The organism is Streptomyces sp. NPDC017095 (assembly GCF_044332325.1).
Taxonomy (GTDB): Bacteria; Actinomycetota; Actinomycetes; order Streptomycetales; family Streptomycetaceae; genus Streptomyces.
The window spans coordinates 500,010-523,289 of sequence record NZ_JBIROU010000003.1 but is presented as its reverse complement, the minus strand read 5'-3'; the positions used below and the strand labels follow the sequence as shown (position 1 = coordinate 523,289).

Here is a 23,280-nt window from a genome sequence, read left to right as displayed (position 1 = left end):
GTGGGGAGGGAGGGATCTCTCTACGCCGTGAGCAGTGAGGGGTCCCTCGTCCACTTCAGGATCTTGTCGAAGCTGACCACCGTCCCGTCCCGGCCGGGCTTCGCCCCGATGTGGACGTGGTCGGCCAGTTCCCGGATCAGGAACAGACCGCGTCCGTGCTCGGCGTCCGCGCGGGCGGGCCGGAAGTCCGGGACGGGCACCGGACCGGGCCCGGAATCGGACACTTCGATCCGGCACTTCTCGCCGTCGAGGTACGCCGTCACCCGGTACGCCTCCGAGGCGCCGGACGCGGGGCCCCCGCCGTGCTCGACGGCGTTCGCGCAGGCCTCGCTCAGGGCGACCGAGAGGTCGTAGGAGATCTCCGGGTCGACGCCCGCCGTCTCCATCGTGCCGATCAGCAGCCGGCGCGCGAGCGGTACGCTCGCGGCCTCGCGGCGCAGATGGAGTGACCACCAGATGCTCATGCTCCAGCCTCCTGGCCGCGGCTCGACATACCGTTACGTATTGCCGCCCGTAGGCGGCCGTAAGCACTCCGTCGGCGTGACCGGGCCCATATGGCCGATGCGCCCGGGCGCTGATCGGTGTATGGGCGCCAGGTGCCGGCCGGGAGGGACGGCTCGGGCGACCTGCCGCAGCGCACCGGCACGGGCAGTGGGATGATGAGCCCGCCATGACTGCCCCCCACGCGCGCACGGCGCCTTCCGGAGCCGGGCTCCGGACCCTGCGGGCCGCGGTGTTCGCCGCGGTCTGCGTCGCGCTGGCCGCGTGCGGGCACACCCTGGCCTCCTGCGCGGGCGTGCCGCTGTGGACGCTCGGCGCGGGCTTCCTCGGCTCCCTGCTGCTCGTGGCCCCGCTCGCCGGCCGGGCCCGCACGCTGCCCGGCATCGCCGTGCTGCTCGCCCTCGGACAGACCGTGCTGCACACGCTGTTCGGGCTGGGCCAGCACGGGGCCATGACCGGCGGCGCGCCGATGGGGCCGATGGCCGCCACCGGGTCCACGCCGGCGGCGCTGAGCGACCACGCGCTGGTCGAGCAGGCCGCCCGGCTGGTGTGCGGGTCGAGCCCGGCGTCCCTGACCCCCGGCCACGCCTTCCGGCTGCTGTTCGGCGCCCGGCTCGTGGACCGGGCCGGGCGGCCGACGGCGACCCTGGACTCGCTGGGCGCCCTGGGGCACGCGCACGACGCCGCGGGCGCCTCGGCCGGGCTGCTGCCCTCGCTGCCGATGCTGCTCGGCCACGTGCTCGCGGCCGTGGCCGCGGGCTGGCTGCTGCGCCGCGGCGACCTGGCCGTGCTGCGGCTGATCGAGCTGTCGGCGCACGGAGTCGCGGAGGGGGCGCTCGTACGATCCCTGCGCGCCGCTCTCGCGCTGGTACGCGTCCTGTGCGCCGGGCTGCTGCCCCTCGCCGGGCCCGGGCCGCGCGGCCGTCGTCCCGACCGGGACGAGCACCCCGCCCCGCACACCGCCGTACTCCAGCACACGGTGATCCGGCGCGGTCCGCCCGCGGCCGCGTTCCTCCTCCCCGCCTGACACGACGCGACGACCACTCCGGCCGACCGGGACCGGCTCCAGCCACACACGGAGCCGGCCGCCGGACGGGAGGGCCGCCGTCGTGCGGCACACGCGCGTGCGCACCTCCCTCCGGGGCACCACGAGTGACACGGCCACGCGCGCGCGTACTCCCGATCAGCAACGGATCTCACACCCAGTGGAGTGGTTCGCGCCATGAAGGCTTCCCGTATCACCGCCGCCGTCCTCGTCGCCGGCTCGGCCGTCCTCGCCCTGTCGGGCCCCGCGTTCGCGCACGTCACCGTGCAGCCCGAGGGCACCGCGGCCAAGGGCGGCTACGCCGTCGTGGACTTCAAGGTCCCCAACGAGCGTGACGACGCCTCGACCGACAAGCTGGAGGTCACCCTGCCCGCCGACCACCCGATCGCCTCGGTGATGCCGCAGCCGGTGCCCGGCTGGCGGGCCACCGTCACCAAGTCCAAGCTGGACAAGCCGCTGACCATGCACGGCGAGAAGATCGACGAGGCCGTCACCAAGGTCACCTGGACCGCCGACGGCAAGGGCATCGAACCCGGCTTCTTCCAGAAGTTCCCGCTCTCGCTCGGCGCCCTGCCCGACAACGCCGACCAGCTCGTCTTCAAGGCGATCCAGACCTACTCCGACAAGGAGGTCGTGCGCTGGATCGAGGTGCCGCAGCAGGGCCAGGACGAACCGGAGAACCCGGCCCCGGTCCTGGAGCTGTCCGCCGCCGCCGACGACGAGCACGGCGCGGCGAGCGCCGCGGACACCGGTGACAAGACCGGCGCGGCCGAGAAGACGGCCGCCGGGGACTCCGACGGCGGCGGCGACACCACGGCCCGCGTGCTCGGCGTGGCCGGCATCGTCGTGGGCGTCGTCGGCGTGGCCTACGGCGTCCTCGCCGGCCGTCGCCGCACCGCCGCCTGAGCCTCTCGGTCCGCGGCGCGCACCGGGCGTCACACGGCCGTCCGACAGGGCGGCCGGGGTGACCCCGGTGCGCGCCGGAGTTCACACATCTGGGACATTTTCCTATGCGCAAGAAGACGTTCGCCGCGGCCGCGCTGCTCGCCGCCGCCACCCTGACCCTCTCCGCCTGCGGTGGCGGGGACGACGGCGACTCGCCGATCGCCGTGGTCTCGGGCGGCTCCGACGCGAAGAAGGCCGCCACGGTGCTGGACCAGCCGTTCGACAAGCCCGGCCTGGTCCTCACCGACACGCACGGCAAGAAGTACGACCTCCGCAAGGAGACCGCGGGCCACCCGACCCTGCTCTACTTCGGTTACACCCACTGCCCGGACATCTGCCCCACGACGATGAGCAACCTCGCCGTCGCCAAGAAGGCGCTGCCGAAGGCGGAACAGGACGACCTCAGGGTCGTGTTCGTCACCACCGACCCCGGCCGCGACACACCCGCCGAACTGGGCAAGTGGCTCAAGGGCATCGACCCGCAGTTCATCGGCCTGACCGGTGACTTCGCCAAGATCCAGGCCGGCGCCCGGTCGGTCGCCATCGCCGTGGAGCCGACGAGGAAGGACAAGAACGGCAAGCTGGTCTCCATGCACGGCACGCAGGTCGTCGCCTTCTCGCCGAAGACCGACGCCGGTTACGTCCTCTACGGCGAGAACACCACGGTCGGCGAGTACACCCGGGACCTGCCGAAGCTGGTCGAGGGAGCCGCACCGTGAGGCGCCGTACCGCCGGCCTGGCCGCGGGCGCGCTCGCCGGTGCCCTGACCCTCGCGGGCTGCTCGGACTCCGGTTCCAACGCCCCGGACCGGGCGGACCTGTCCGTCGCCTCTCCCTACATGCCCCAGCCCGTCTCCGCGGACATGGCGGCCGGTTTCCTGACGATCACCAACGAGGGCGGGGCCGGCGACGAGCTGACCGCGGTCAGCAGTGACGTCGCCGGCCAGGTCACCATGCACAGCACCAGCGGCGGCGCCATGGCGGAGGAGTCCTCCTTCGGCATACCGGCGCACGGCCGGCTCGTGTTCCGCAGCGGGGGCAACCACCTGATGTTCGAGAAGCTGAAGCGGGCGCCGAAGCAGGGCCAGACGGTCACCGTGAAGCTCACCTTCGCCAAGTCCGGGCCGCTCACCGTCGAGATGCCGGTGAAGGCCGCCACGTACACCCCGTCGACCGGACACTGAGGGAGGGACCACCGTGACCCGGACCACCGCCCCCCGCCTGCGGGTCCTGCTGCTGCTGTTGCTCGCCGTCACCGGCGCGCTGCTGGCGGGCGCCGGACCGGCCTCCGCGCACGCGGCGCTGACCGGCAGCGACCCCGCGCAGGGGGCGGTGGCCGACCGCGCGCCCACCCGGGTGTCGCTCACCTTCTCCGAGAAGGTGGCGTTGAGCGACGACTCCGTGCGCGTCCTGGACCCCCGGGGCAAGCCGGTCCAGACCGGCGGCCCCGCCGGCGTGGGCGGGACGACGTACGCCGTGCAACTGAAGAGCGGCCTGGCCAAGGGCACCTACACCGTCACCTACCAGGTCGTCTCCGCCGACAGCCATCCCGTCGCCGGCGCCTACACCTTCTCCATCGGGGCGCCCTCGCCGACCGTCGTCTCCGGCACCGGACCGGTCGCCGGCGGCGGAGTCGTGGGCGGCCTCTACGCGTTCGGCCGGTACGTGTCGTACGCCGGCTTCATCGTGCTCGCCGGCGGCGCGGCCTTCGTGCTCGCCTGCTGGCAGCGCGGCGCGGGCGTGCGGGCCCTCCAGCGGCTGGTCGTCGGCGGCTGGGTCGCGCTGACCGCGGCCACCCTGTGGCTGCTGCTCCTGCGCGGTTCCTACACCGGCTCGGGCCGGTTCGCCGACGTCTGTGACCTCGACCTGCTCGGCCAGGTCCTCCAGACCAAGACCGGCGCCGCGCTGGTCTCCCGGCTGCTGCTGCTCGCCGCCGCCGCGCTGTTCGTCGCCGTCCTGTTCGGCACCTACACCCGGCGCGAGGACGGCACCGAGAAACGCGACCTGGCCTTCGGGCTCGCGATCGGCGGAGTGGTCGTCGCGGCCGGGCTCGCGACCAGCTGGGCCATGGCCGAGCACGCCTCCACCGGACTCCAGCCGGGCCTCGCCATGCCGGTGGACGTCGTCCACCTGCTGGCCGTCGCCGCCTGGCTGGGCGGCCTGACGGCCCTGCTGACCGCGCTGTACCGGGCGCCCGCCGAGACCCCGGTCGAGGCCGCCGCCGTCCGCCGCTTCTCCCGGCTGGCTTTCGGCTCCGTCCTCGCGCTCGTCGCCACCGGCGTCTACCAGTCCTGGCGGCAGCTCGGCTCCTGGACGGCGTTCACCGAAACCCGGTACGGGCAACTGCTGCTGGTCAAGATCGCGCTGGTGGCGGTGCTGGTCGGCATCGCGGCGCTGTCCCGGCCCTGGGCGGCCCGGCTCACGGACCGGGTCCCGGGCCCGGGGAAGGCCAGGCGGACCGAGGCGGGCAGGGACCAGGTCCCGGCGGCGCGGGCGACCGGCGAGAGCGGGGGCACGGGCGGCACGGGCGGCGCAGGCGGCAAGGGCGGCGGCACCGGGAAGGGCAAGGACGACCGGGACGGCAACGCGGCCGGAGCCGGTGCCCGTACCGGCAAGGGTTCCGGCACCGGCGACGCCCGGCGTGCCGCTCAGCTCGCCCGGCAGCGCGCGGCCGTCGACGCCGCCCGGCAGAAGCGGCTGCGGGACGCCGACGCGCACCGCTTCGGGCTGCGCCGCTCGGTGCTCGCCGAGGCCGGCGTCGCCGTCGTCCTGCTCGCCGTCACCACCGCGCTCACCCAGACCGAGCCGGGCCGCACCGAACAGGAAGCCAAGGCGGCCACCGCGGCCACGACCGGCTCCGGCACGGCGCAGGCGTCCGGCGCGCTCACCCTGGACATGCCGTTCGACACCGGCGGCACCGGCGGCAAGGGCGTCGTCAGCATCGACCTGGACCCCGCGCGGGTGGGCGCCAACGAGATGCACCTGTACGTCCAGCGGTCCAACGGCCAGGCCTTCGACGTCCCCGAGGTGAAGGTCTCCTTCACCCTGGAGGCGAGGAAGATCGGCCCGCTTCCCGTGAACCCCGACCACATCACCACCGGCCACTGGTCGGCGAGCGGGGTGCAGCTGCCCGTGGCCGGCGACTGGAAGGTCGCCGTCACGGTCCGCACCTCCGACGTCGACCAGGTGACCGTCTCCAAGAACGCGCAGATCGGCTGAACCACACCCATGCCCGACCAGTCCCTCTCCCAGGTCCGTACACCCGACGCGCCGGCCGCGGAGCCCGGGTCCACCGCGGCGCGCGGCGGCGTCTCGCGGCGCGCGCTGCTCGGCACCGCCGGTGCCACCGGGCTCGTCCTCGGCGCGGCCGGCGGGGCCGCGGGCTATGCCGCCGCGCCCGCCCAGGCCACCCCGCTGACCTCGGTGGGCGCCGGGCGGGCGATGTTTCACGGGAAACATCAGCCCGGCATCACCGAGGGCCTCCAGGCGTGCGGCCATCTCATCGCCTTCGACCTGGCGGCGGGCGCGGGCCGCAAGGAGGCGGCGGCCCTGCTGCGCCGCTGGTCGGCGACGGCCGAGCGGCTGATGGCGGGCGAGCCCGCGCCGCACGACGACACCGGCGTGGCCCGGGACGCGGGCCCCTCCTCGCTGACCGTCACGTTCGGCTTCGGGCACAGCTTCTTCACCCGGACCGGACTGGAGAAGCAGCGGCCGGCCGCGCTGGACCCGCTGCCGGACTTCTCCTCCGACCGGCTCGACAAGGCCCGCAGCGACGGTGACCTCTGGGTGCAGATCGGCGCGGACGACGCCCTGGTCGCCTTCCACGCGCTGCGCGCGATCCAGAAGGACGCCGGTTCGGCCGCGCGGGTGCGCTGGCAGATGAACGGCTTCAACCGCACCCCGGGCGCCACCGCCCGCCCCATGACGGCCCGCAATCTCATGGGCCAGCTCGACGGCACCGGCAACCCGAAGCCGGCCGACGCCGACTTCGACCAGCGCGTCTTCGTGCCCGCCTCGGGCGAGCCGGCGTGGATGGCGAACGGCTCCTACGCGGTCGTACGGCGCATCCGCATGCTCCTGGACGACTGGGAGAAGCTGTCGCTCACCGCCCAGGAGCAGGTCATCGGGCGCCGCAAGGCCGACGGGGCGCCGCTGTCCGGAGGGGACGAGACGACCCCGATGGACCTGGAGAAGACCGACGCCGGGGGCGGTTACGCCGTCCCGCTGAACGCGCACGCCCGCATCACCCGGCCCGACCGGAACGGCGGCGCGGCCATGCTGCGGCGGCCCTTCTCCTATCACGACGGCATCGACGCGGACGGCACCCCGGACGCGGGCCTGCTCTTCGTCTGCTGGCAGGCGGACCCGGTGCGCGGCTTCATCCCGGTGCAGCGCAAGCTGGACCGGGGCGACGCGCTGTCGCCGTTCATCCGGCACGAGGCGAGCGGGCTGTTCGCGGTGCCGGGCGGCGCGGCGAAGGGCGAATACGTCGGCCAGCGGCTGCTGGAAGGATGAACCGCGCTCAAACCACCCGGTCGAGTGGCATTCCTGAGACACACGCGTCGGGGCCCTCTACGGCCATTAGGGTGAGGAGCATGCCAGCGAGCTATGCCTATCTCGGCCCGGAGGGCACCTTCACGGAGGTCGCCCTGCGCACGCTTCCGGAGGCCGCCACCCGGGAGCTGATCCCGTATGTGTCGGTGCAGTCCGCGCTGGACGCGGTCCGGGCCGGCGAGGCGGAGGCCGCGTTCGTGCCGATCGAGAACTCCGTCGAGGGCGGCATCACCACCACCCTGGACGAGCTGGTCGCGGGCGAGCCGCTGACGATCTACCGCGAGGTGCTGCTGTCGATCACCTTCGCGCTGCTGGTCCGGCCCGGCACCACGCTGTCGGACATCAAGACGGTCTCCGCCCACCCGGCGGCCCAGCCGCAGGTGCGCAACTGGCTGCGCGCGCATCTGCCGGACGCCCGGTGGGAGTCGGCCGCCTCGAACGCGGACGCCGCCCGCCTGGTCCAGGAGGGCCGCTACGACGCCGCCTTCGCGGGCGAGTTCGCCGCCGCCCGGTACGGCCTCGAAGCGCTGGAGACCGGGATCCACGACGCGGAGAACGCGCAGACCCGGTTCGTGCTGGTGGGCCGCCCGGCCCGGCCAGCCGCGCCCACCGGGGCGGACAAGACCTCGGTGGTGCTGTGGCAGCGGGACGACCACCCCGGCGCCCTGCGCGATCTCCTCGGGGAGTTCGCCTCGCGCGGCATCAACCTCATGCTGCTCCAGTCCCGGCCGACCGGCGCCGGCATCGGCAACTACTGCTTCTGCATCGACGCCGAGGGCCATATCGCCGACCGGCGGATGGCGGAGGCGCTGATGGGGCTGCGGCGGATCTGTCTCCAGGTGCGTTTCCTGGGCTCGTATCCGCGGGCCGACATCGCCCTGGAGGAGGCCCGGCCGACGCCGCCGGGGATGTCGGACGAGGAGTTCATGGCGGCGGCGGACTGGGTGGCGCGCTGCCAGGACGGCCGGTTCTGACCAGTCGTACCTGCACACGAACGTTATCCACAGAAGTTATCCACAGGGACCCTTCTCGACCTGGGGACAAGTCGACAGGACGGGGCGATCGGGTCGACAAATCGGCCTGTGGGTCCCCGCGCGGGCCACTACCCTCCGGGTCACCCTTCGTGCATCTGTTTCCTCTGGTTCATCTTTTGGGACGACCGTTTTCCACCCGAAAGTGGGTGTCGATCGGGTTTGACCCGGGAATTCATCGGTGCAGTCACGGTTTCCGAGGTGATCATTTCCGAAGTCCACAGATCGTTCCCACAGCCTGTGGATAACTCTGCGCGAGGTGTGGATCTCTGTGGACAACCGGTCCGCCAAATCCCGCTCTCCACAAGGGAATCCGGTCAACCGGGCGCCGAGCACCTGCTCCGTCCCAGGGAGTGAGACACTTTCACCTTGACGCGCGAAGCGAAAGATCAGAACACACCCGGCAATTACCGCATAACGGAACGTACGGAGCGAATCCGAACTCACCGGAATAGTGATTCGTGGGCCGCGACCCCGCACCGGTAGCCTTGGGCCCGTGATTGACCTTCGCCTGCTCCGTGAGGACCCCGACCGTGCGCGCGCGTCCCAGCGTGCCCGTGGAGAGGACGTCGCGCTCGTCGACTCCCTCCTGTCCGCCGACGAGCGGCGCAGGTCCTCCGGCGTCCGCTTCGACGAGCTGCGAGCCGAGCAGAAGCAGCTCGGCAAGCTGATCCCCAAGGCCGCCGCCGAGGAGAAGGCCGAGCTGCTCAAGCGGGCCGAGCAGCTGAAGGCCGACGTCAAGGCCGCCGACGCCGAGCGCGACGCGGCCGACGCCGAGACCCAGGAGCTGCTGCTCCGGCTCGGCAACCTCGTCCACCCCGACGTGCCCGTCGGCGGCGAGGAGGACTTCGTCACGCTGGAGACGCGGGGCACGATCCGGGACTTCGCCGCCGAGGGCTTCGAGCCCCGCGACCACCTGGAGCTGGGCCAGCTGCTCGGCGCCATCGACGTCGAGCGCGGCGCCAAGGTCTCCGGCTCCCGCTTCTACTTCCTCACCGGCGTCGGCGCCCTGCTGGAGCTGGCCCTGGTCAACGCGGCGATCGCGCAGGCCACCGCGGCCGGCTTCACGCCGATGCTGACCCCGGCGCTGGTCCGCCCGCAGTCCATGGCCGGCACCGGCTTCCTGGGCCAGGCCGCCCAGGACGTCTACCACCTCGACAAGGACGACCTGTACCTGGTCGGCACCTCCGAGGTCCCGCTGGCGGCCTACCACATGGACGAGATCATCGACGCCGACCGGCTGCCGCTGCGCTACGCGGGCTTCTCCCCGTGCTTCCGCCGCGAGGCCGGTTCGCACGGCAAGGACACCCGGGGCATCTTCCGCGTGCACCAGTTCGACAAGGTCGAGATGTTCTCGTACGTCGCCCCCGAGGACTCCCAGGCCGAGCACCAGCGCCTGCTGGAGTGGGAGAAGCAGTGGCTGACCTCGCTGGAGCTGCCGTTCCGCGTCATCGACGTCGCCTCCGGTGACCTCGGCTCCTCGGCCGCCCGCAAGTTCGACTGCGAGGCGTGGATCCCGACCCAGGGCAAGTACCGCGAGCTGACCTCGACCTCGGACTGCACCGAGTTCCAGTCCCGCCGGCTGTCCATCCGGATGCGCGACGGCAAGCAGGTGAAGCCCCTGGCCACCCTGAACGGCACGCTGTGCGCCGTACCGCGCACCATCGTGGCGATCCTGGAGAACCACCAGCAGGCCGACGGCTCCGTCCGCGTCCCCGAGGTGCTGCGCCCGTACCTGGGCGGCCGGGAGGTCCTGGAGCCGGTGGCCCGGTGACCTTCCCGTACGGACTGGTCGCCACCGACCTCGACGGAACACTGCTGCGCCCGGACGGCTCCGTCTCGCGGCGCACCCGTGACGCGCTCGCCGCGGCCACCGCGGCGGGCGCGGTGCACATCGTCGTCACGGGCCGCGCGGTCTCCCGGACCCGGCACGTCCTGGACGACCTCGGCTACGACGGCCTGGCCGTCTGCGGCCAGGGCGCCCAGGTGTACGACGCCGGCGCGCACCGTCTGCTGACCTCGGTCACCCTGGACCGGCAGCTGGCGGGCGTGGCCCTGGCCAAGATCGAGGCCGAGGTGGGCCCGCTGTACCTGGCGGCCACCCGGGACGGCCTGGACGGGGACGTGCTGGTGGGCCCGGGGTACGCGCTCACGGGCAGCCTGCCCGGCACGCCCTTCGGGGACGTCTCCGACCTCTGGGCGGCTCCGCTCAACAAGATCTACATACAGCATCCGACGATGGATGACGACGAGCTGGCGCAGGCGGCCCGGCAGGCGGCCGGCGGCTTCGTCACGGTGACCATGGCGGGTGCGGGCATCGTGGAGCTGCTCCCGCTCGGCCTGTCCAAGGCGACGGGTCTGTCGCTGGCGGCCCGCCGGCTGGGCCTGAAGGCCGCCGACACGATCGCCTTCGGTGACATGCCCAACGACATCCCGATGTTCGCCTGGGCCGCCCGGGGCGTGGCCATGGCCAACGCGCACGCGGAACTGAAGGCGGTGGCCGACGAGGTCACGACCTCCCACGAGGACGACGGCATCGCGGTGGTACTGGAGCGACTGCTCGCCTAGGGCCTCTCGTTTGGATCATGCCGGACAGGCACGGGTCCGTCCGGGGCCGGAAGGCTCCCGGACGGCGACGGATCGCGGAGGATGCACGGATCGAACGTGCGCGGGCGTGTCACGGCCCGACACGGCTCGGTGAGCCGGTGCCTTACCACTCGGCCAATCCCCCGGGTGGGCGGTCCACGTGAGCGAAGAGGCCCACGTGCTCGAAGCGACCGCCCCGGGCAGCTCCCTGGGCCCTACGGAGCAGTGGTGCTCACTCCGGAGCCCGCCTCAGGCTGCCCTGTCGGGAGCCGGACGCAGTGCCGTGCATGGACATCGCCCGCCTCCACTCCCGGTACGCGGCGCCGGGACGTTCCCGGCGGATCGGTACAACCACTGTGCACCTCTGCCGAGTTGGACGCCACCGAATAAACCGGGCGCCCCGCCACCGGCGCCGCCCGCCGGCTACTCCTCGCCGGCCAGCGTCAGCGACCGCAGCTTCTGGCCGGCGTACCAGGTGGCCAGGACGGTGACCGCGACCAGCAGCGCGGTGGCCGTCGGCAGGCTCACGTCGGAGGTCACCAGATCGGTGCCGGACACCTTGTGGGCGACGGCCAGCGACCACTGCTGGACGCTCAGCGTGCGCGCGCCCGGCACCAGCGAGCCGAACAGCGCCTCCCAGACCAGGGCGTACACGAGCCCGAAGACCACCGCGTGCCGGGAGACCGTGCCCAGCAGCAGGAACAGTGCCGAGTAGGCGATGGAGGAGACCAGCGCGGCGACCGTGTAGGCGACGGCGATCTGCTGGCCGTTGCCGTTCAGGATCAGGCCCGCGATCAGGGTCGGCACCGCGGAGAAGACCATGGTCACGGCGATGGCGACGATGAGCTTGGTGTAGATGATCGTGGGCCGCTTGAGCGGCTTGGACAGCAGGTACACCACGGAGCCGTCGTCGATCTCCGGGCCGATCGCGCCCGTGCCCGCGATGACGCCGATGAGCGGCACCATGGTGGCGAGCGCGAAACCGCCGAGGACGTCGGCCGCGGTCTGGTCGTCGGCCCCGGTCAGGGCGCGCACGGCCACGGAGATCACGAGCAGCAGCAGGGGCAGCGCGCCGAGGATGAGCGCCCGGCGGCGGCCCAGCAGGGCCCGGTAGGTGAGTCGGGCGACGGTGGGGTCGTACATCTTCGGCCTCCTACGCCGCGACCAGGTACGAGAAGACTGACTCCAGGGACTCGTCGGACGGCGAGACCGTGAGCAGCCGGATGCCGTGGTCCCTGGCGACCTTCGGCAGCAGGGCGGTGAAGCGGCCGAAGTCGACGGCCTGGACGCGCAGCGCGCCCTCGGTGACGTCGACCTCGATGCCGGCCGTGGACGGGTCCGCGATCAGCGCCGCCGCGAGGGTCCGGTCGTCGCTGGACCGCACCAGGTAGCGGTGCGGGCGGTCGGTCATCAGGCGGCGGATGCGGCGGAAGTCGCCGCTGGCCGCGTGCCGGCCGGCGACGACGACCTCGATGTGCCGGGCGAGCTGCTCGACCTCTTCGAGGATGTGCGAGGAGAACAGCACGGTGCGGCCCTCGTCGCCCATCGTGCGCAGCAGGTCCATCAGCTGCATGCGCTGGCGCGGGTCCATGCCGTTGAACGGCTCGTCCAGCAGCAGCAGCGACGGGTCGTGCACCAGGGCGCTGGCCATCTTCACGCGCTGGCGCATGCCCTTGGAGTACGTGGCGATCTTCCGGTCCTGCGCGTACTCCATCTCCACGGTGGCGAGGGCGCGCCGGGCGGCCTTGTCGCCGAGGCCGTGCAGCTCGGCGTTGGCGAGGACGAACTCACGGCCCGTCAGGAAGTCGTACATCGCCTCCCGCTCGGGGACGACGCCGATGTGCCGGTAGACGGACTCGTCGCGCCACACCGGGCGGCCGTCGAGGGTGACCGTGCCGGTGGAGGGGGCGAGGAAGCCGCCCATCATGTTGATCAGGGTGGACTTCCCGGCGCCGTTGGGGCCGAGCAGGCCGGTGACGCCGGGGCCGATGGTCATGGTGATGTCGTTGACGGCGACCACGTTGCCGAACCAGCGGGAGACGTGGTCGATGCTGAGGACGGTCACAGTCCCACCTTCCGGTAGCGGCGGATCAGGATGCCGTAGCAGGCGGCGGTCACGCCCAGCGCGCACAGGACGTACACCACGCCCTCGCCGCCGGACGGGCCGAAGCCGCCGGGGAAGGCGGAGGTGCCGCCGAGGAACGCCGACTGCACGCCGTCGATCAGCGTGATCGGGGAGAACAGGCCGATCCAGGGGACCGCGCCGGCGCTGCCCTGGGTGTCGGCGATGGCCTGGAGCGTGGAGACCGCGCCGTAGGAGATGGTCAGCACGGCGATCACGGCGGCGATGCCGAAGCCGCGGCGCGGGGTGAACGCGGCGATGACCAGGCCGATACCGGCGAAGAGCAGGGAGAGCAGGGCCACGGCGACCAGTCCCTGGGCGAATTCCTTGGTCTGGTGGGCGAAGCCCATCTTGGACAGCAGCGCGCCCGCGTACATCACCAGCAGCGGGGCGGCGGTGAGGACGAACAGCGCGGAGGCGAGCGCGGCGAACTTGGCGCGGACGTAGTCGGCGGTCTCGATGGGCCGCGAGAAGTACAGCGGCACGGTCTTGAAGCGCAGGTCGCGGGAGACCGCCTGGGGTGCCTGGGAGGCGATGTACAGGCTGATCACGGCCTGCATGACGATCGCGTACCGGGTGTAGGACAGCGGAAGTTCGTGCGCCTTGGTGACGACGGCGACGGCCACCATGATGGCGGCCGGCACGCACATCACCGCGAACAGCAGCATGGGCAGCACCTTGGACTTGACCGAGCGGCCGAGGCCGTAGGCGCCGCGCAGGGACTGCGAGTACAGCGAGCGGCGCGCGTAGGAGCGGCCGAGGCGGGGGCCGTCGTAGCCGCGGTAGCCGATGTCGTGGATGCGGCTCTGGTCGCCGGCCGGCATGGCCGGGGGATGCTCAACCGCCATGTCCGACGGCCTCCTTCCGCTGCTCTTCGCTGGTGAACACCTCGGAGATGTGGTGCCGGCGCTGCTCCATGCGGACCAGGCCGAGGCCGAGGTCGGCGACCGTGTCCCGGACCAGGTCGTACGTCTCCTCGCCGGTGGCGGTCAGCAGCAGGATGTGTCCGGCGCCGGGCAGTCCGCCGGCCTCCGCGTGCGTCTCGGCCCCGCGCGCGTGCAGCGCCTCGCGGAGCGCGCGGGTGCCGTCCGGGTGGGCGTCGCTGTCGGTGACCTCGATCGCGAGGGTGGTCGTGGTCTGGGTGAAGTCGGTGGTGGAGCTGGAGCGCAGCAGCTTGCCGCCGTCGATGACGACGACGTGGTCGCAGGTGCGCTCCAGTTCGCCCAGCAGGTGTGAGGTGACCAGGACCGAGATGCCGAAGTCGGTGTGGATGCGGCGGATCAGGCCGAGCATGTCGTCCCGGCCGACCGGGTCGAGGCCGTTGGTCGGCTCGTCCAGGAAGACCAGCCGGGGGTCGTGCACCAGGGCCTGGGCCAGCTTCACCCGCTGCTTCATGCCGGTCGAGTAGCCGCCGATGGGGCGGTAGCGCTCCTCGTACAGCCCCACGTGGCGCAGGGTGTCGGCGGTGCGCTCGCGGGCCGCGGCGGGCGGCAGGCCGGACATGCGGGCCATGTGGACGACGAACTCGGTGGCCGATACGTCCGGCGGCAGGCAGTCGTGCTCCGGCATGTACCCGACGCGCTCACGGATGGCGGCGCCGTCGGTGGCGACGTCGAGGCCGAGCACCCGGGCCCGGCCCTCCGTGGCGGGGGCCAGCCCCAGCAGGATCTTGATCAGGGTCGACTTGCCGGCGCCGTTGGCTCCGACGAGTCCGGTCACACCGGGCCCGATGTCCACGGACAGCCGGTCGAGCGCGGTCACCCGGGGGAACCGCTTGCTCAGGCTTTCGGTCGCGATCACAGTCACGTCTTCAGACGGTAGTGATCCGGACCACGTCCGTCGTCAGACCTCAGAGCCGTTTGCGTCTCAGTCCCAGGTAGTACGGGTGTCTCGGGGTTCCCCACCCAGGGGCCCCCGGGGGCGCCGGACGGCCGTCGTCCACAGCCCTTGATCCCGCCTATTGACGCCGCCTCTAACAAGCTGCGAGATTCACCCGTGTCAAGTTACGGACGCGTAGCGCGCTCGACGGGACGGGGCGGTATGACGACGGCAGTGAGCAGCGGACCCTCCGCGGACCTGCGGGGGTTCAGACGGGTGCAGCGCCTCGCCTACGAGTGCGCGGAGGCGGTCGCGGCCCGCCTCGCACCGGGCGTCACCGAGCGCGAGGCGGCGCGGATGCAGCGGGAGTGGCTGCGCGGGCGGGGGGTGCGCGACTGGTTCCATCTGCCCTTCGCCTGGTTCGGGGACCGCACGGCGTTCGTGGACTTCCGCCTCCCGCTCCAGTTCTTCCCGACCGACCGGGCCCTGGAGCCGGGCATGCCGTTCATCCTGGACATGGCGCCGGTCTACGAGGGATACACGGCGGACATCGGCTACTCGGGCTCGCTGGGCGTGAACCCGGTGCAGGACCGGCTCATGGCCGATCTGGAGGCGCACCGGGAGCTGATCCTGCGCGAGGTGCGCGAGCGGCGCCCGCTGCGGGAGATCTACCAGGACGTGGACCGGCTCATGGTCCGCCAGGGCTACGCCAACCGGCACCGCGCCTACCCCTTCGGGGTGATCGCCCACAAGGTGGACCGGGTGAGGCCGCGCCGCTTCTCCCCGCGCCTGTTCGGGTTCGGCACGCAGTCGCTGAAGGGCCTGGCCGCCGACGCGCTGCACGGCCACCGCGAGGGCTGGTCGCCGCTGTGGTCGCCGTACCGCTTCTCGGACCATCCGCCGCGGCCGGGCCTGTGGGCGGTCGAACCGCACCTCGGTTTCCGCGGCACGGGCGCGAAGTTCGAGGAGATCCTGGTGGTGACCGATTCCCGGGACGCCGAGGAGAGCGCGTTCTGGCTGGACGACGACTTGCCGCACGTGCGGCGCTGGGCGGAGGCGAAGTGACACGGGAAGACGCGCGCGAGCGCCGGGTGACGACCGGCGGGGTCGAACTGTGCGTGGCCGAACTGGGCGACCCGGCACAGCCGACGGTCGTCCTGGTGCACGGCTACCCGGACAGCAAGGAGGTCTGGTCACCGGTCGCCGCCCGTCTGGCGGACCGGTTCCACGTGGTGCTCTACGACGTGAGGGGCCACGGCCGCTCCACGGCGCCGCGGCCGCTGCGCGGCGGCTTCACGCTCGCCAAGCTCACGGACGACTTCCTGGCCGTCGTGGACGCGGTCAGCCCGGACCGGCCGGTGCATCTCGTCGGGCACGACTGGGGCTCGGTGCAGTCCTGGGAGTTCGTCACGGCCGCCCGCACGGAGGGCCGCATCGCCTCCTTCACCTCGATCTCCGGTCCGTCCCTGGACCACTTCGGGCACTGGATCAACGCGCGGCTGAAGCGTCCGACGCCCCGGCGGATCGGCCAGCTGCTCGGCCAGGGCGCCAAGTCCTGGTACGTGTATCTGCTGCACACGCCCGCCCTGCCCGAGCTGGCCTGGCGCGGCCCGCTCGGCAAGCGCTGGCCCGGGATCCTGGAGCGGGTCGAGCGGGTGCCGGCCGGTGACTACCCGACCGCCTCCCTGGCCGCCGACGCGGCGCACGGCGCCTGGCTCTACCGGGACAACGTCCGCGCCCGGCTGCGCCGCCCACGCCCGGACGCGTACGCGCACGCGCCCGTGCAGCTCATCACCCCCCAGGGCGACGCGTTCCTCTCGGAGCGGCTCTACGACGACCTGGACCGCTGGGTGCCCCGGCTGACCCGCCGGACGCTGCCGGCCCGGCACTGGGTCCCGCGCACCCGCCCCGACCAGGTGTCCTCCTGGATCGCGGAGTTCGTCCGGTCCGTGGAGGGCGGCCGGCCCGCCGAGCGGCCCGCGGGCCGGCACGCCGAGCGGTTCGCGGGGCAGCTCGTGCTGATCACCGGCGCGGGCGGCGGCATCGGACGGGCGACGGCGTTCTCCTTCGCGGAGGCCGGCGCGCGCGTGATCGCCGTCGACCGCGACGCCGAGGCGGCGACCCGCACCGCCGAGCTGTGCCGGCTGGCCGGTGCGCCCGAGGCGTGGGCCGAGCCCGCCGACGTCTCCGACGAGCAGGCCATGGAGAAGCTGGCGGAGACGGTCCACCGCGCGTACGGCGTGCTGGACGTGCTGGTCAACAACGCGGGCATCGGCCTGTCGGGCTCCTTCTTCACCACGACGGCCGACGACTGGCGCAAGGTGCTGGACGTGAACCTGTGGGGCGTGATCCACGGCTGCCGCCTCTTCGGCGCCCGCATGGCCGAGCGCGGCCAGGGCGGCCACATCGTCAACATCGCCTCGGCGGCGGCATACCAGCCCTCCCGCGCCCTGCCGGCCTACAGCACCTCCAAGGCGGCCGTGCTGATGCTCTCCGAGTGCCTGCGCGCCGAGCTGGCCGGCCAGGGCATCGGCGTCACCGCGGTCTGCCCGGGCTTCGTCAACACGGGCATCACCTCCACGGCCCGCTTCACCGGCGTCGACGAGGCGGAGCAGCACCGCCGGCAGCAGCGGTCCGCGCGGCTGTACGGCCTGCGCAACTACCCGCCGGAGAGGGTGGCCGACGCGATCCTGGACGCGGTGGTTCACGACAGGCCGGTGGCGCCGGTGACCCCGGAGGCCCGGGGCGCCCATCTGCTGTCGCGGTTCGCGCCGGGACTGCTGCGGCGGATCGCGCGGGTGGAGCCGCGGCTGTGAGCGAGCCCGCGGGCGCGGCTCGCCGCCCGCCCGCGGTCCACCGGTTGTCCACAACTTCGCCACATAGCCTGTGGATAACCGGGCTTGGCTGTGGATCAAACCCGGGTCCGGGAAAACCGGTGTGATCTGCGTCTCCCGTGACCGGGGCCGGTCGTCCGGACCGGCCGGTTCCGTCCGTGGGTCCGCTTACGCTCGGACGCATGAGTCTGCGTCTGAGCACCGTGATCCTCCCGTACCGCCGCTGGCACGAAGGTGCCCGTTCGGCGTGGATGCGCGCCGAACAGCTCGGCTTCCACACGGCGTACACCTACGACCACCTGTCCTGGCGCAGCTTCCGCGACGGCCCCTGGTTCGGTGCCGTCCCGACGCTGACGGCGGCCGCGGGGGTCACCGAGCGGCTGCGCCTCGGCACGCTGGTCACCTCGCCGAACTTCCGCCACCCGGTCACGCTCGCCAAGGAACTGATCACCCTGGACGACGTCTCCGGCGGCCGGGTCACCCTCGGCATCGGCGCGGGCGGCACCGGATTCGACGCCACCGCCCTCGGCCAGGAGCCCTGGACACCGCGGGAGCGCGCGGACCGCCTCGCCGAGTTCGTGCCCCTGCTGGACCGGCTGCTCACCGAGGACGCGGTGTCGTACGAGGGCCGGTTCTACTCGGCCCACGAGGCACGGAACATACCGGGCTGTGTGCAGCGCCCCCGGCTGCCGTTCGCCGTGGCGGCCACCGGCCCGCGCGGTCTGCGGCTCGCCGCGCGCCACGGTCAGGCGTGGGTGACGACCGGCGACCCGAAGCTGTACGAGACCGGCACGCCGGAGCAGTCCGTCGCGGCCCTGCGCGGACAGCTCGGCAAGCTGGCCGAGGCGTGCGAGGCCACCGGGCGGGACCTGGCCGGGCTGGACAAGGTCCTGCTCACCGGCTTCACCCCGGACCGCGGCCGGCCGCTGGCCTCCCTGGACGCGTTCGTGGACTTCGCCGGGCGCCACCGGGAACTGGGCTTCACCGAGATCGTGCTCCACTGGCCCGTCCCGGACTCCGTGTTCGCCACGGACGAGAAGGTCTTCGAGCGGATCGCCATGGAGGCCCCCGCCCAGCTCGCCTGACCAGCGGCCGGCGCCTCCCGCCCAGTTCGCCTGACCGGCGGCCGGCGCCTGCCGCCCAGCTCGCCTGACCAGCGGCCGGCGCCTGCCGCCCAGCCCGCGGAACGCCGGCCGCGTCTCATCCGTGCACACCCCCGCACGACCGTGCGGACCCCTGCGGGAGAATGGCCGGGTGACCTCAGCGACCAGAGAGCCCGGGACCCCTGCCGCCGCCCTGCCGGCGCGGCTGATCGCCACCGACCTCGACGGCACCCTGCTGCGCGACGACCAGTCGGTCTCCGCACGGACCGTCGCGGCGCTGGCCGCCGCGGAGGAGGCCGGGATCGAGGTCTTCTTCGTCACCGGCCGGCCCGCCCGCTGGATGGACGTGGTCAGCGACCACGTCCACGGTCACGGCCTGGCCATCTGCGGCAACGGCGCCGCCGTGGTCGACCTGCACGGCGGCCCCGGCTCCCACCGTTTCGTGAAGGTGCGCGAACTGGCCCGGCACCATGCCCTGGACGCCGTACGGCTGCTGCGCGAGGCGGCGCCCGGCACGGTGTTCGCGGTGGAGCAGACCTACGGCTTCCACCAGGAGCCGGACTACCCCAAGCTGCACATGGAGGTGCCCGGCACCCTCCTGCCCGCCGAGGAACTGCTCTCGGCCGACGGCCCGGACGCCCACCAGCCCGTACTCAAGATCCTCGCCTACCACCCCACCCTCGACCCCGACGCCTTCCTCACCCTGGCCCGCCTGGCGGTCGGCGACCACGCCAACGTCACCCGCTCCAGCCCCAGCGCCCTGCTGGAGCTGAGCGGCTCCGGCGTCTCCAAGGCCAGCACCCTCGCCCTGTGCTGCGCCGAGCGCGGCATCTCGCACGAGGAGGTCGTGGCCTTCGGTGACATGCCCAACGACGTCGAGATGCTGACCTGGGCCGGCCAGTCGTACGCGATGGGCAACGCCCACCCGGACGCCGTCGCCGCCGCGTCGGGCCGCACGGTCGCCAACAACGACGACGGTGTGGCCGTGGTGATCGAACGACTCCTCGCCGGCGGCCTGCCGTAGGCCGCACACGGCCCACGGGGCATCCGCCCGTCCCGCCCGGCACTCGTGGCCCAGGGCGCGGGTGGCCCGCCCGGCACCCGTGGCCCGGGGTGCGGGCGTCCGGCGTCAGCGGTGGCCGGGAGCGGGCGTCCGCGGTGGTCGGGGGCGCCGGGCCTCAGCGCGCTCCGGCCGGTGCCGTGGCCGCGGCCTCGCGCGCGGCCATGTCCCGCAGCGGCCCGTCCTCGGCGCTCAGCCGCGCGTAGGGCCCCCGCTGCACCACCCGGCCCGCGTCGAGCACGATCACCTCGTCCACCGCGTCGAGTCCCGCCAGCCGGTGGGTGATCAGCAGCGTGGTGCGGCCCTGCGTGGCGGCCAGCAGATCGGCGGTGAGCGCGTCCGCCGTGGCCAGGTCCAGGTGCTCGGCGGGCTCGTCCAGGACCAGCACCGGGAAGCCGGCCAGCAGCGCGCGGGCCAGTGCCAGCCGCTGCCGCTGCCCGCCGGAGAGCCGGGCCCCGTGTTCGCCGACGAGGGTGTCCAGGCCGTCGGGCAGCGAGTCCACCCAGTCCAGCAGCCGGGCCCGGGCCAGCGCTCCGCGCAGTTCGGCCTCGGTCGCGTCCTTCCTGGCCAGCAGCAGGTTCTCGCGCACCGAGCTGTCGAAGAGATGCGCGTCCTGCGCGCACAGCCCGACCAGCCGCCGCACGTCGTCCCCCGCCAGGGCGCCCGCGTCCACACCGGCGAGGGTGTACGAGCCCGCCTCCGCGTCCAGGAACCGCAGCAGCACCTGCGCGAGGGTCGTCTTGCCCGCACCGGAGACTCCCACCACCGCGATGCGGCGCCCCTGCTCCAGCGTCAGGTCCAGCCCGGCCAGCGCCCCCCGCCGCTGCCCCGGGTACCGCGCGGTCACGCCCTTGAGGACCACCGGGAACGGCGAGGCGGGCGCCTGCCGGGGCGCGTCCGGCTCGCGCACGGGGTCGGCGGCGTCCAGGATCTCGTACACCCGCTCCGCGCTGCGGCGCACCCGCTGCCGGTAGCGCACGGCGAGCGGCAGTCCGAGTACGGCCTCGAAGGCGGCCAGCGGAGTCAGCACGACCACGGCCATCGCCACCCCGCCCAGCCGGCCGGCCGCCACCGCCTGCGCGCCGCACAGCGCGGTGGCCGTGACGGTCAGCCCGGCGATCAGCGCGGTCAGGCCGTCCCCGAGTCCGGTGACGGCGGCGGCGCGCGCGGCGATCCGGGTGAGGGTGCCGTCGGCCCGCCGGGCCGCGTCGGCACGGGCCGGCAGCGCACCGGCGACGGTCAGCTCGGCGGTACCGGTGAGCAGGTCGGTCACCCGGGTCGCGAGCACTCCCCGGGCGGGCGCGAGGCGCCGTTCGGTCCGCCGGGCCGCGGTCGCGGTCAGCGCGGGGACACCGGCGCCGGCCGCAAGGAGGCCGGCCGCGAGGACCGCGCCGGCCTCGGGCAGCAGCCAGGCCGTGAAGCCGACCGAGGCGGCGCAGACGGCGAGGGCGGCTCCGGCGGGCAGCAGCCAGCGCAGCCAGTAGTCCTGGAAGGCGTCCACGTCCGCGACCAGCCGGGTGAGCAGATCGCCGCGCCGGGCACCGCGCAGCCCCGCGGGAGCCAGTCGTTCCAGCCGCCGGTACACCGCGACCCGGGTGCCGCCCAGCATCCGCAGGACGGCGTCGTGCGACACCAGCCGCTCGGCGTACCGGAAGACGGCCCGCCCGATCCCGAAGGCCCGGGTCGCGGTCACGGCCACCATCAGATACAGCACCGGCGGCTGCTGCGCGGCCCGGGAGATGAGCCAGCCGGAGGTCGCCATCAGCCCGACGGCGCTCCCCAGCGCCAGCGCGCCCAGCAGCAGGGCACCCAGCAGCCGCCCCCGGGAGCCCTGGCCGAGCTCTCGGACCCGCGCGAGCACATCCCGCTCGCGCCCGCCGGGCCGGGACCCGCCCGGTTCGTCCTCCGGCCGGCCGGGTGCGGCTACGGCCGGTCGCGGGCCCGGTTCGTCTGCGGGCCGGCCGGATGCGGCGACGGCCGGTCGCGGGCCGGGGTCCAGGGACAGGTCCCGGACCGGCCGGCCGTACTCCGGGTGCTCCGGGAGCCCGGCGCCGTCCAGCCGTACGATCCGGTCGGCCACGTCCAGCAGCGCGGGCCGGTGCACGACGAGCAGTACGGTCCGCCCGGCGGCGAGCCTGCGCACCGCCGTCACGACGTCCGCCTCCGTCGCCCCGTCCAGCGCGGCCGTCGGCTCGTCCAGCAACAGCACGGGCCGGTCCGCGAGGAACGCCCGCGCCAGCGCCAGCCGCTGCCGCTGGCCCGCCGACAGCCCGGCGCCGTCCTCCCCGAGCACGGTGTCCGCGCCCTCGGGCAGCGCCGCCACGAACTCCCACGCACCCGCGTCCCGCAGAGCCCGGTGTACGGCGCTGTCGTCGGCCCCGGGCCGGGCCAGCCGCACGTTCTCCGCGATGGTGCCGGCATACAGGTGCGGCCGCTGCGGCACCCAGGCGATCCGTGACCGCCACCGCGCCAGGTCGAGGCCGGCGAGATCCGCGCCGCCGATCCGCACCCGCCCCTCGGTGGGCCGTACGAAGCCCAGCACCACGCTGAGCAGGGTCGACTTGCCCGCTCCGCTCGGCCCGACCAGGGCGACGGTCTCACCAGGCTCGACGGTGAACGACACACCGCTCACCGCGTCCGAGGAGCGCCCGGGATAGCGGACGCCCACGTCTTCGAAGGCAAGGGCGCCCGCGGGCACCGCTCCGCTGCCCGTGGCCGGCACCGAGGTCTCCAGCACGGAGAAGATCTCCTCCGCCGCGGCCAGTCCCTCCGCCGCCGCGTGGTACTGGGCTCCCACCTGCCGCAGCGGCAGATACGCCTCGGGCGCCAGCACCAGGATGACCAGCCCGGTGTACAGGTCCATGTCGCCGTGGACGAGTCGCATTCCGATCGTCACGGCGACCAGCGCGACCGACAGCGTGGCCAGCAGTTCCAGCGCGAAGGAGGAGAGGAAGGCGATCCGCAGCGTCCGCAGCGTGGCCTGCCGGTACTCGTCGGTGATCCGCCGGATGGACGCGGCCTGCGCCTTGGCCCGGCCGAACACCTTGAGCGTCGGCAGTCCCGCGACCACGTCCAGGAAGTGACCGGACAACCGGGACAGCACCTTCCACTGGCGGTCCATCCGGGACTGGGTCGCCCAGCCGATCAGCATCATGAACAGCGGGATCAGCGGCAGGGTGCCGACGATGATCGCCGCCGACACCCAGTCCTCGGTGACGATCCGGGCCAGCACCGCCACCGGCACGACCACGGCGAGTCCCAGCTGCGGGAGATAGCGCGAGAAGTAGTCGTCCAGCGCGTCGACCCCGCGGGTGGCCAGGGTGACCAGCGAGCCGGTCCGCTGCCCGCTCAGCCAGCCCGGGCCGAGCGCCGTCGCCCGGTCGAGCAGCCGTCCGCGCAGCTCCGACTTCACGGCCGCGCTCGCGCGGTGGGCCGTGAGTTCGGTGAGCCACGCGACCATCGACCGGCCCACGGCCACGCCCGCCAGCAGCAAGGGGGTGCGCAGATCGGCGGCCGACTGTCCGTGCTGGAAAGCCCCGACGACGATTTCGGCGACGAGCATCGCCTGAGCGATGACCATTCCGGCCCCGACGGCTCCCAGACCGACGGCGGCCACGAGGAAGACACGGGTGGCGCGGGCGTATCGCAGTAGACGGGGATCGATGGGTTTCACGTGAAACAT

General features: G+C 73.4%; 19 protein-coding genes and 1 tRNA gene. 13 read left to right on the top strand and 7 right to left on the bottom strand.

Annotation, left to right across the window (positions count from 1 at the left end):
* Nucleotides 1-20 precede the first annotated feature (20 nt).
* Nucleotides 21-464 (bottom strand): ATP-binding protein, encoded by a 444-nt coding sequence (locus ACH4OA_RS08490; protein ID WP_365873264.1) that lies wholly within the window; start codon nt 462-464, stop codon nt 21-23.
* Nucleotides 465-670: 206 nt separating this feature from the next.
* Here ACH4OA_RS08490 and ACH4OA_RS08485 point away from each other — a divergent pair, with 206 nt between their 5' ends.
* The 9 genes from ACH4OA_RS08485 (at nt 671) to ACH4OA_RS08445 (ending at nt 10,643) form a co-directional block, all read left to right on the top strand.
* Complete coding sequence (locus tag ACH4OA_RS08485) at nt 671-1,528, top strand: hypothetical protein (protein WP_397936635.1); 858 nt, start codon at nt 671-673, stop codon at nt 1,526-1,528.
* Nucleotides 1,529-1,723: 195 nt separating this feature from the next.
* A complete protein-coding gene (locus ACH4OA_RS08480) occupies nt 1,724-2,452 on the top strand; it encodes a YcnI family protein (RefSeq protein WP_397968244.1) in 729 nt (242 codons plus the stop codon).
* Between the two features lie 104 nt (nt 2,453-2,556).
* Nucleotides 2,557-3,210 (top strand): SCO family protein, encoded by a 654-nt coding sequence (locus tag ACH4OA_RS08475; RefSeq protein WP_397936631.1) that lies wholly within the window; start codon nt 2,557-2,559, stop codon nt 3,208-3,210.
* Nucleotides 3,207-3,674, top strand: a complete 468-nt coding sequence (locus ACH4OA_RS08470) for a copper chaperone PCu(A)C (RefSeq protein ID WP_397936629.1) — start codon at nt 3,207-3,209, stop codon at nt 3,672-3,674. The genes ACH4OA_RS08475 and ACH4OA_RS08470 overlap by 4 nt, the downstream gene beginning before the upstream one ends.
* A gap of 13 nt (nt 3,675-3,687) precedes the next feature.
* Nucleotides 3,688-5,709 (top strand): copper resistance protein CopC, encoded by a 2,022-nt coding sequence (locus ACH4OA_RS08465; RefSeq protein WP_397968241.1) that lies wholly within the window; start codon nt 3,688-3,690, stop codon nt 5,707-5,709.
* 9 nt (nt 5,710-5,718) lie between these two features.
* Nucleotides 5,719-7,005 (top strand): iron uptake transporter deferrochelatase/peroxidase subunit, encoded by a 1,287-nt coding sequence (efeB, locus tag ACH4OA_RS08460; RefSeq protein WP_365872889.1) that lies wholly within the window; start codon nt 5,719-5,721, stop codon nt 7,003-7,005.
* 80 nt (nt 7,006-7,085) lie between these two features.
* Nucleotides 7,086-8,018 carry a prephenate dehydratase gene (gene pheA, locus ACH4OA_RS08455; RefSeq protein ID WP_365872891.1) on the top strand — a complete coding sequence of 311 codons (933 nt, stop codon included), beginning with the start codon at nt 7,086-7,088 and terminating at the stop codon, nt 8,016-8,018.
* Between the two features lie 553 nt (nt 8,019-8,571).
* A complete protein-coding gene (gene serS / locus ACH4OA_RS08450; protein WP_365872893.1) occupies nt 8,572-9,849 on the top strand; it encodes a serine--tRNA ligase in 1,278 nt (425 codons plus the stop codon).
* Nucleotides 9,846-10,643: an HAD family hydrolase gene (locus ACH4OA_RS08445; protein ID WP_397936621.1), complete on the top strand. Its 798-nt coding sequence runs from the start codon at nt 9,846-9,848 to the stop codon at nt 10,641-10,643. The genes serS and ACH4OA_RS08445 overlap by 4 nt, the downstream gene beginning before the upstream one ends.
* 75 nt (nt 10,644-10,718) lie before the next feature.
* Here ACH4OA_RS08445 and ACH4OA_RS08440 read toward each other — a convergent pair.
* The 5 genes from ACH4OA_RS08440 to ACH4OA_RS08420 form a co-directional block, all read right to left on the bottom strand.
* Nucleotides 10,719-10,806, bottom strand: a tRNA-Gly gene (locus tag ACH4OA_RS08440).
* A 278-nt stretch (nt 10,807-11,084) separates the two neighbouring features.
* Nucleotides 11,085-11,804, bottom strand: coding sequence for an ABC transporter permease (locus ACH4OA_RS08435; protein ID WP_365872897.1), 720 nt, complete (start codon nt 11,802-11,804; stop codon nt 11,085-11,087).
* Between the two features lie 10 nt (nt 11,805-11,814).
* The gene (locus ACH4OA_RS08430; RefSeq protein WP_365872899.1) at nt 11,815-12,726 is read right to left on the bottom strand and encodes an ABC transporter ATP-binding protein; all 912 of its coding nucleotides are present in this window, start codon (nt 12,724-12,726) and stop codon (nt 11,815-11,817) included.
* Nucleotides 12,723-13,631 (bottom strand): ABC transporter permease, encoded by a 909-nt coding sequence (locus ACH4OA_RS08425; RefSeq protein ID WP_397936618.1) that lies wholly within the window; start codon nt 13,629-13,631, stop codon nt 12,723-12,725. Before ACH4OA_RS08425 ends, ACH4OA_RS08430 begins: the two co-directional genes overlap by 4 nt.
* Nucleotides 13,621-14,583: an ABC transporter ATP-binding protein gene (locus ACH4OA_RS08420; RefSeq protein ID WP_397936782.1), complete on the bottom strand. Its 963-nt coding sequence runs from the start codon at nt 14,581-14,583 to the stop codon at nt 13,621-13,623. Before ACH4OA_RS08420 ends, ACH4OA_RS08425 begins: the two co-directional genes overlap by 11 nt.
* 240 nt (nt 14,584-14,823) lie before the next feature.
* On the opposite strand from ACH4OA_RS08420, the gene ACH4OA_RS08415 reads away from it, so the two are divergent.
* The 4 genes from ACH4OA_RS08415 (at nt 14,824) to ACH4OA_RS08400 (ending at nt 19,562) form a co-directional block, all read left to right on the top strand.
* Nucleotides 14,824-15,666, top strand: a complete 843-nt coding sequence (locus ACH4OA_RS08415; RefSeq protein WP_397968237.1) for a M24 family metallopeptidase — start codon at nt 14,824-14,826, stop codon at nt 15,664-15,666.
* Nucleotides 15,663-17,417, top strand: a complete 1,755-nt coding sequence (locus tag ACH4OA_RS08410) for an SDR family oxidoreductase (RefSeq protein WP_397968235.1) — start codon at nt 15,663-15,665, stop codon at nt 17,415-17,417. The genes ACH4OA_RS08415 and ACH4OA_RS08410 overlap by 4 nt, the downstream gene beginning before the upstream one ends.
* Before the next feature lie 200 nt (nt 17,418-17,617).
* Nucleotides 17,618-18,520, top strand: coding sequence for an LLM class flavin-dependent oxidoreductase (locus ACH4OA_RS08405; RefSeq protein ID WP_397968232.1), 903 nt, complete (start codon nt 17,618-17,620; stop codon nt 18,518-18,520).
* Nucleotides 18,521-18,689: 169 nt separating this feature from the next.
* Entirely contained in the window at nt 18,690-19,562 is an 873-nt protein-coding gene (locus ACH4OA_RS08400; RefSeq protein WP_397936612.1) for an HAD-IIB family hydrolase, read from the top strand.
* A 154-nt stretch (nt 19,563-19,716) separates the two neighbouring features.
* Here the strand turns inward: ACH4OA_RS08400 and cydD are convergent, their stop codons facing one another.
* Nucleotides 19,717-23,271 (bottom strand): thiol reductant ABC exporter subunit CydD, encoded by a 3,555-nt coding sequence (gene cydD, locus ACH4OA_RS08395; protein WP_397968229.1) that lies wholly within the window; start codon nt 23,269-23,271, stop codon nt 19,717-19,719.
* Between the last annotated feature and the right edge of the window lie 9 nt (nt 23,272-23,280).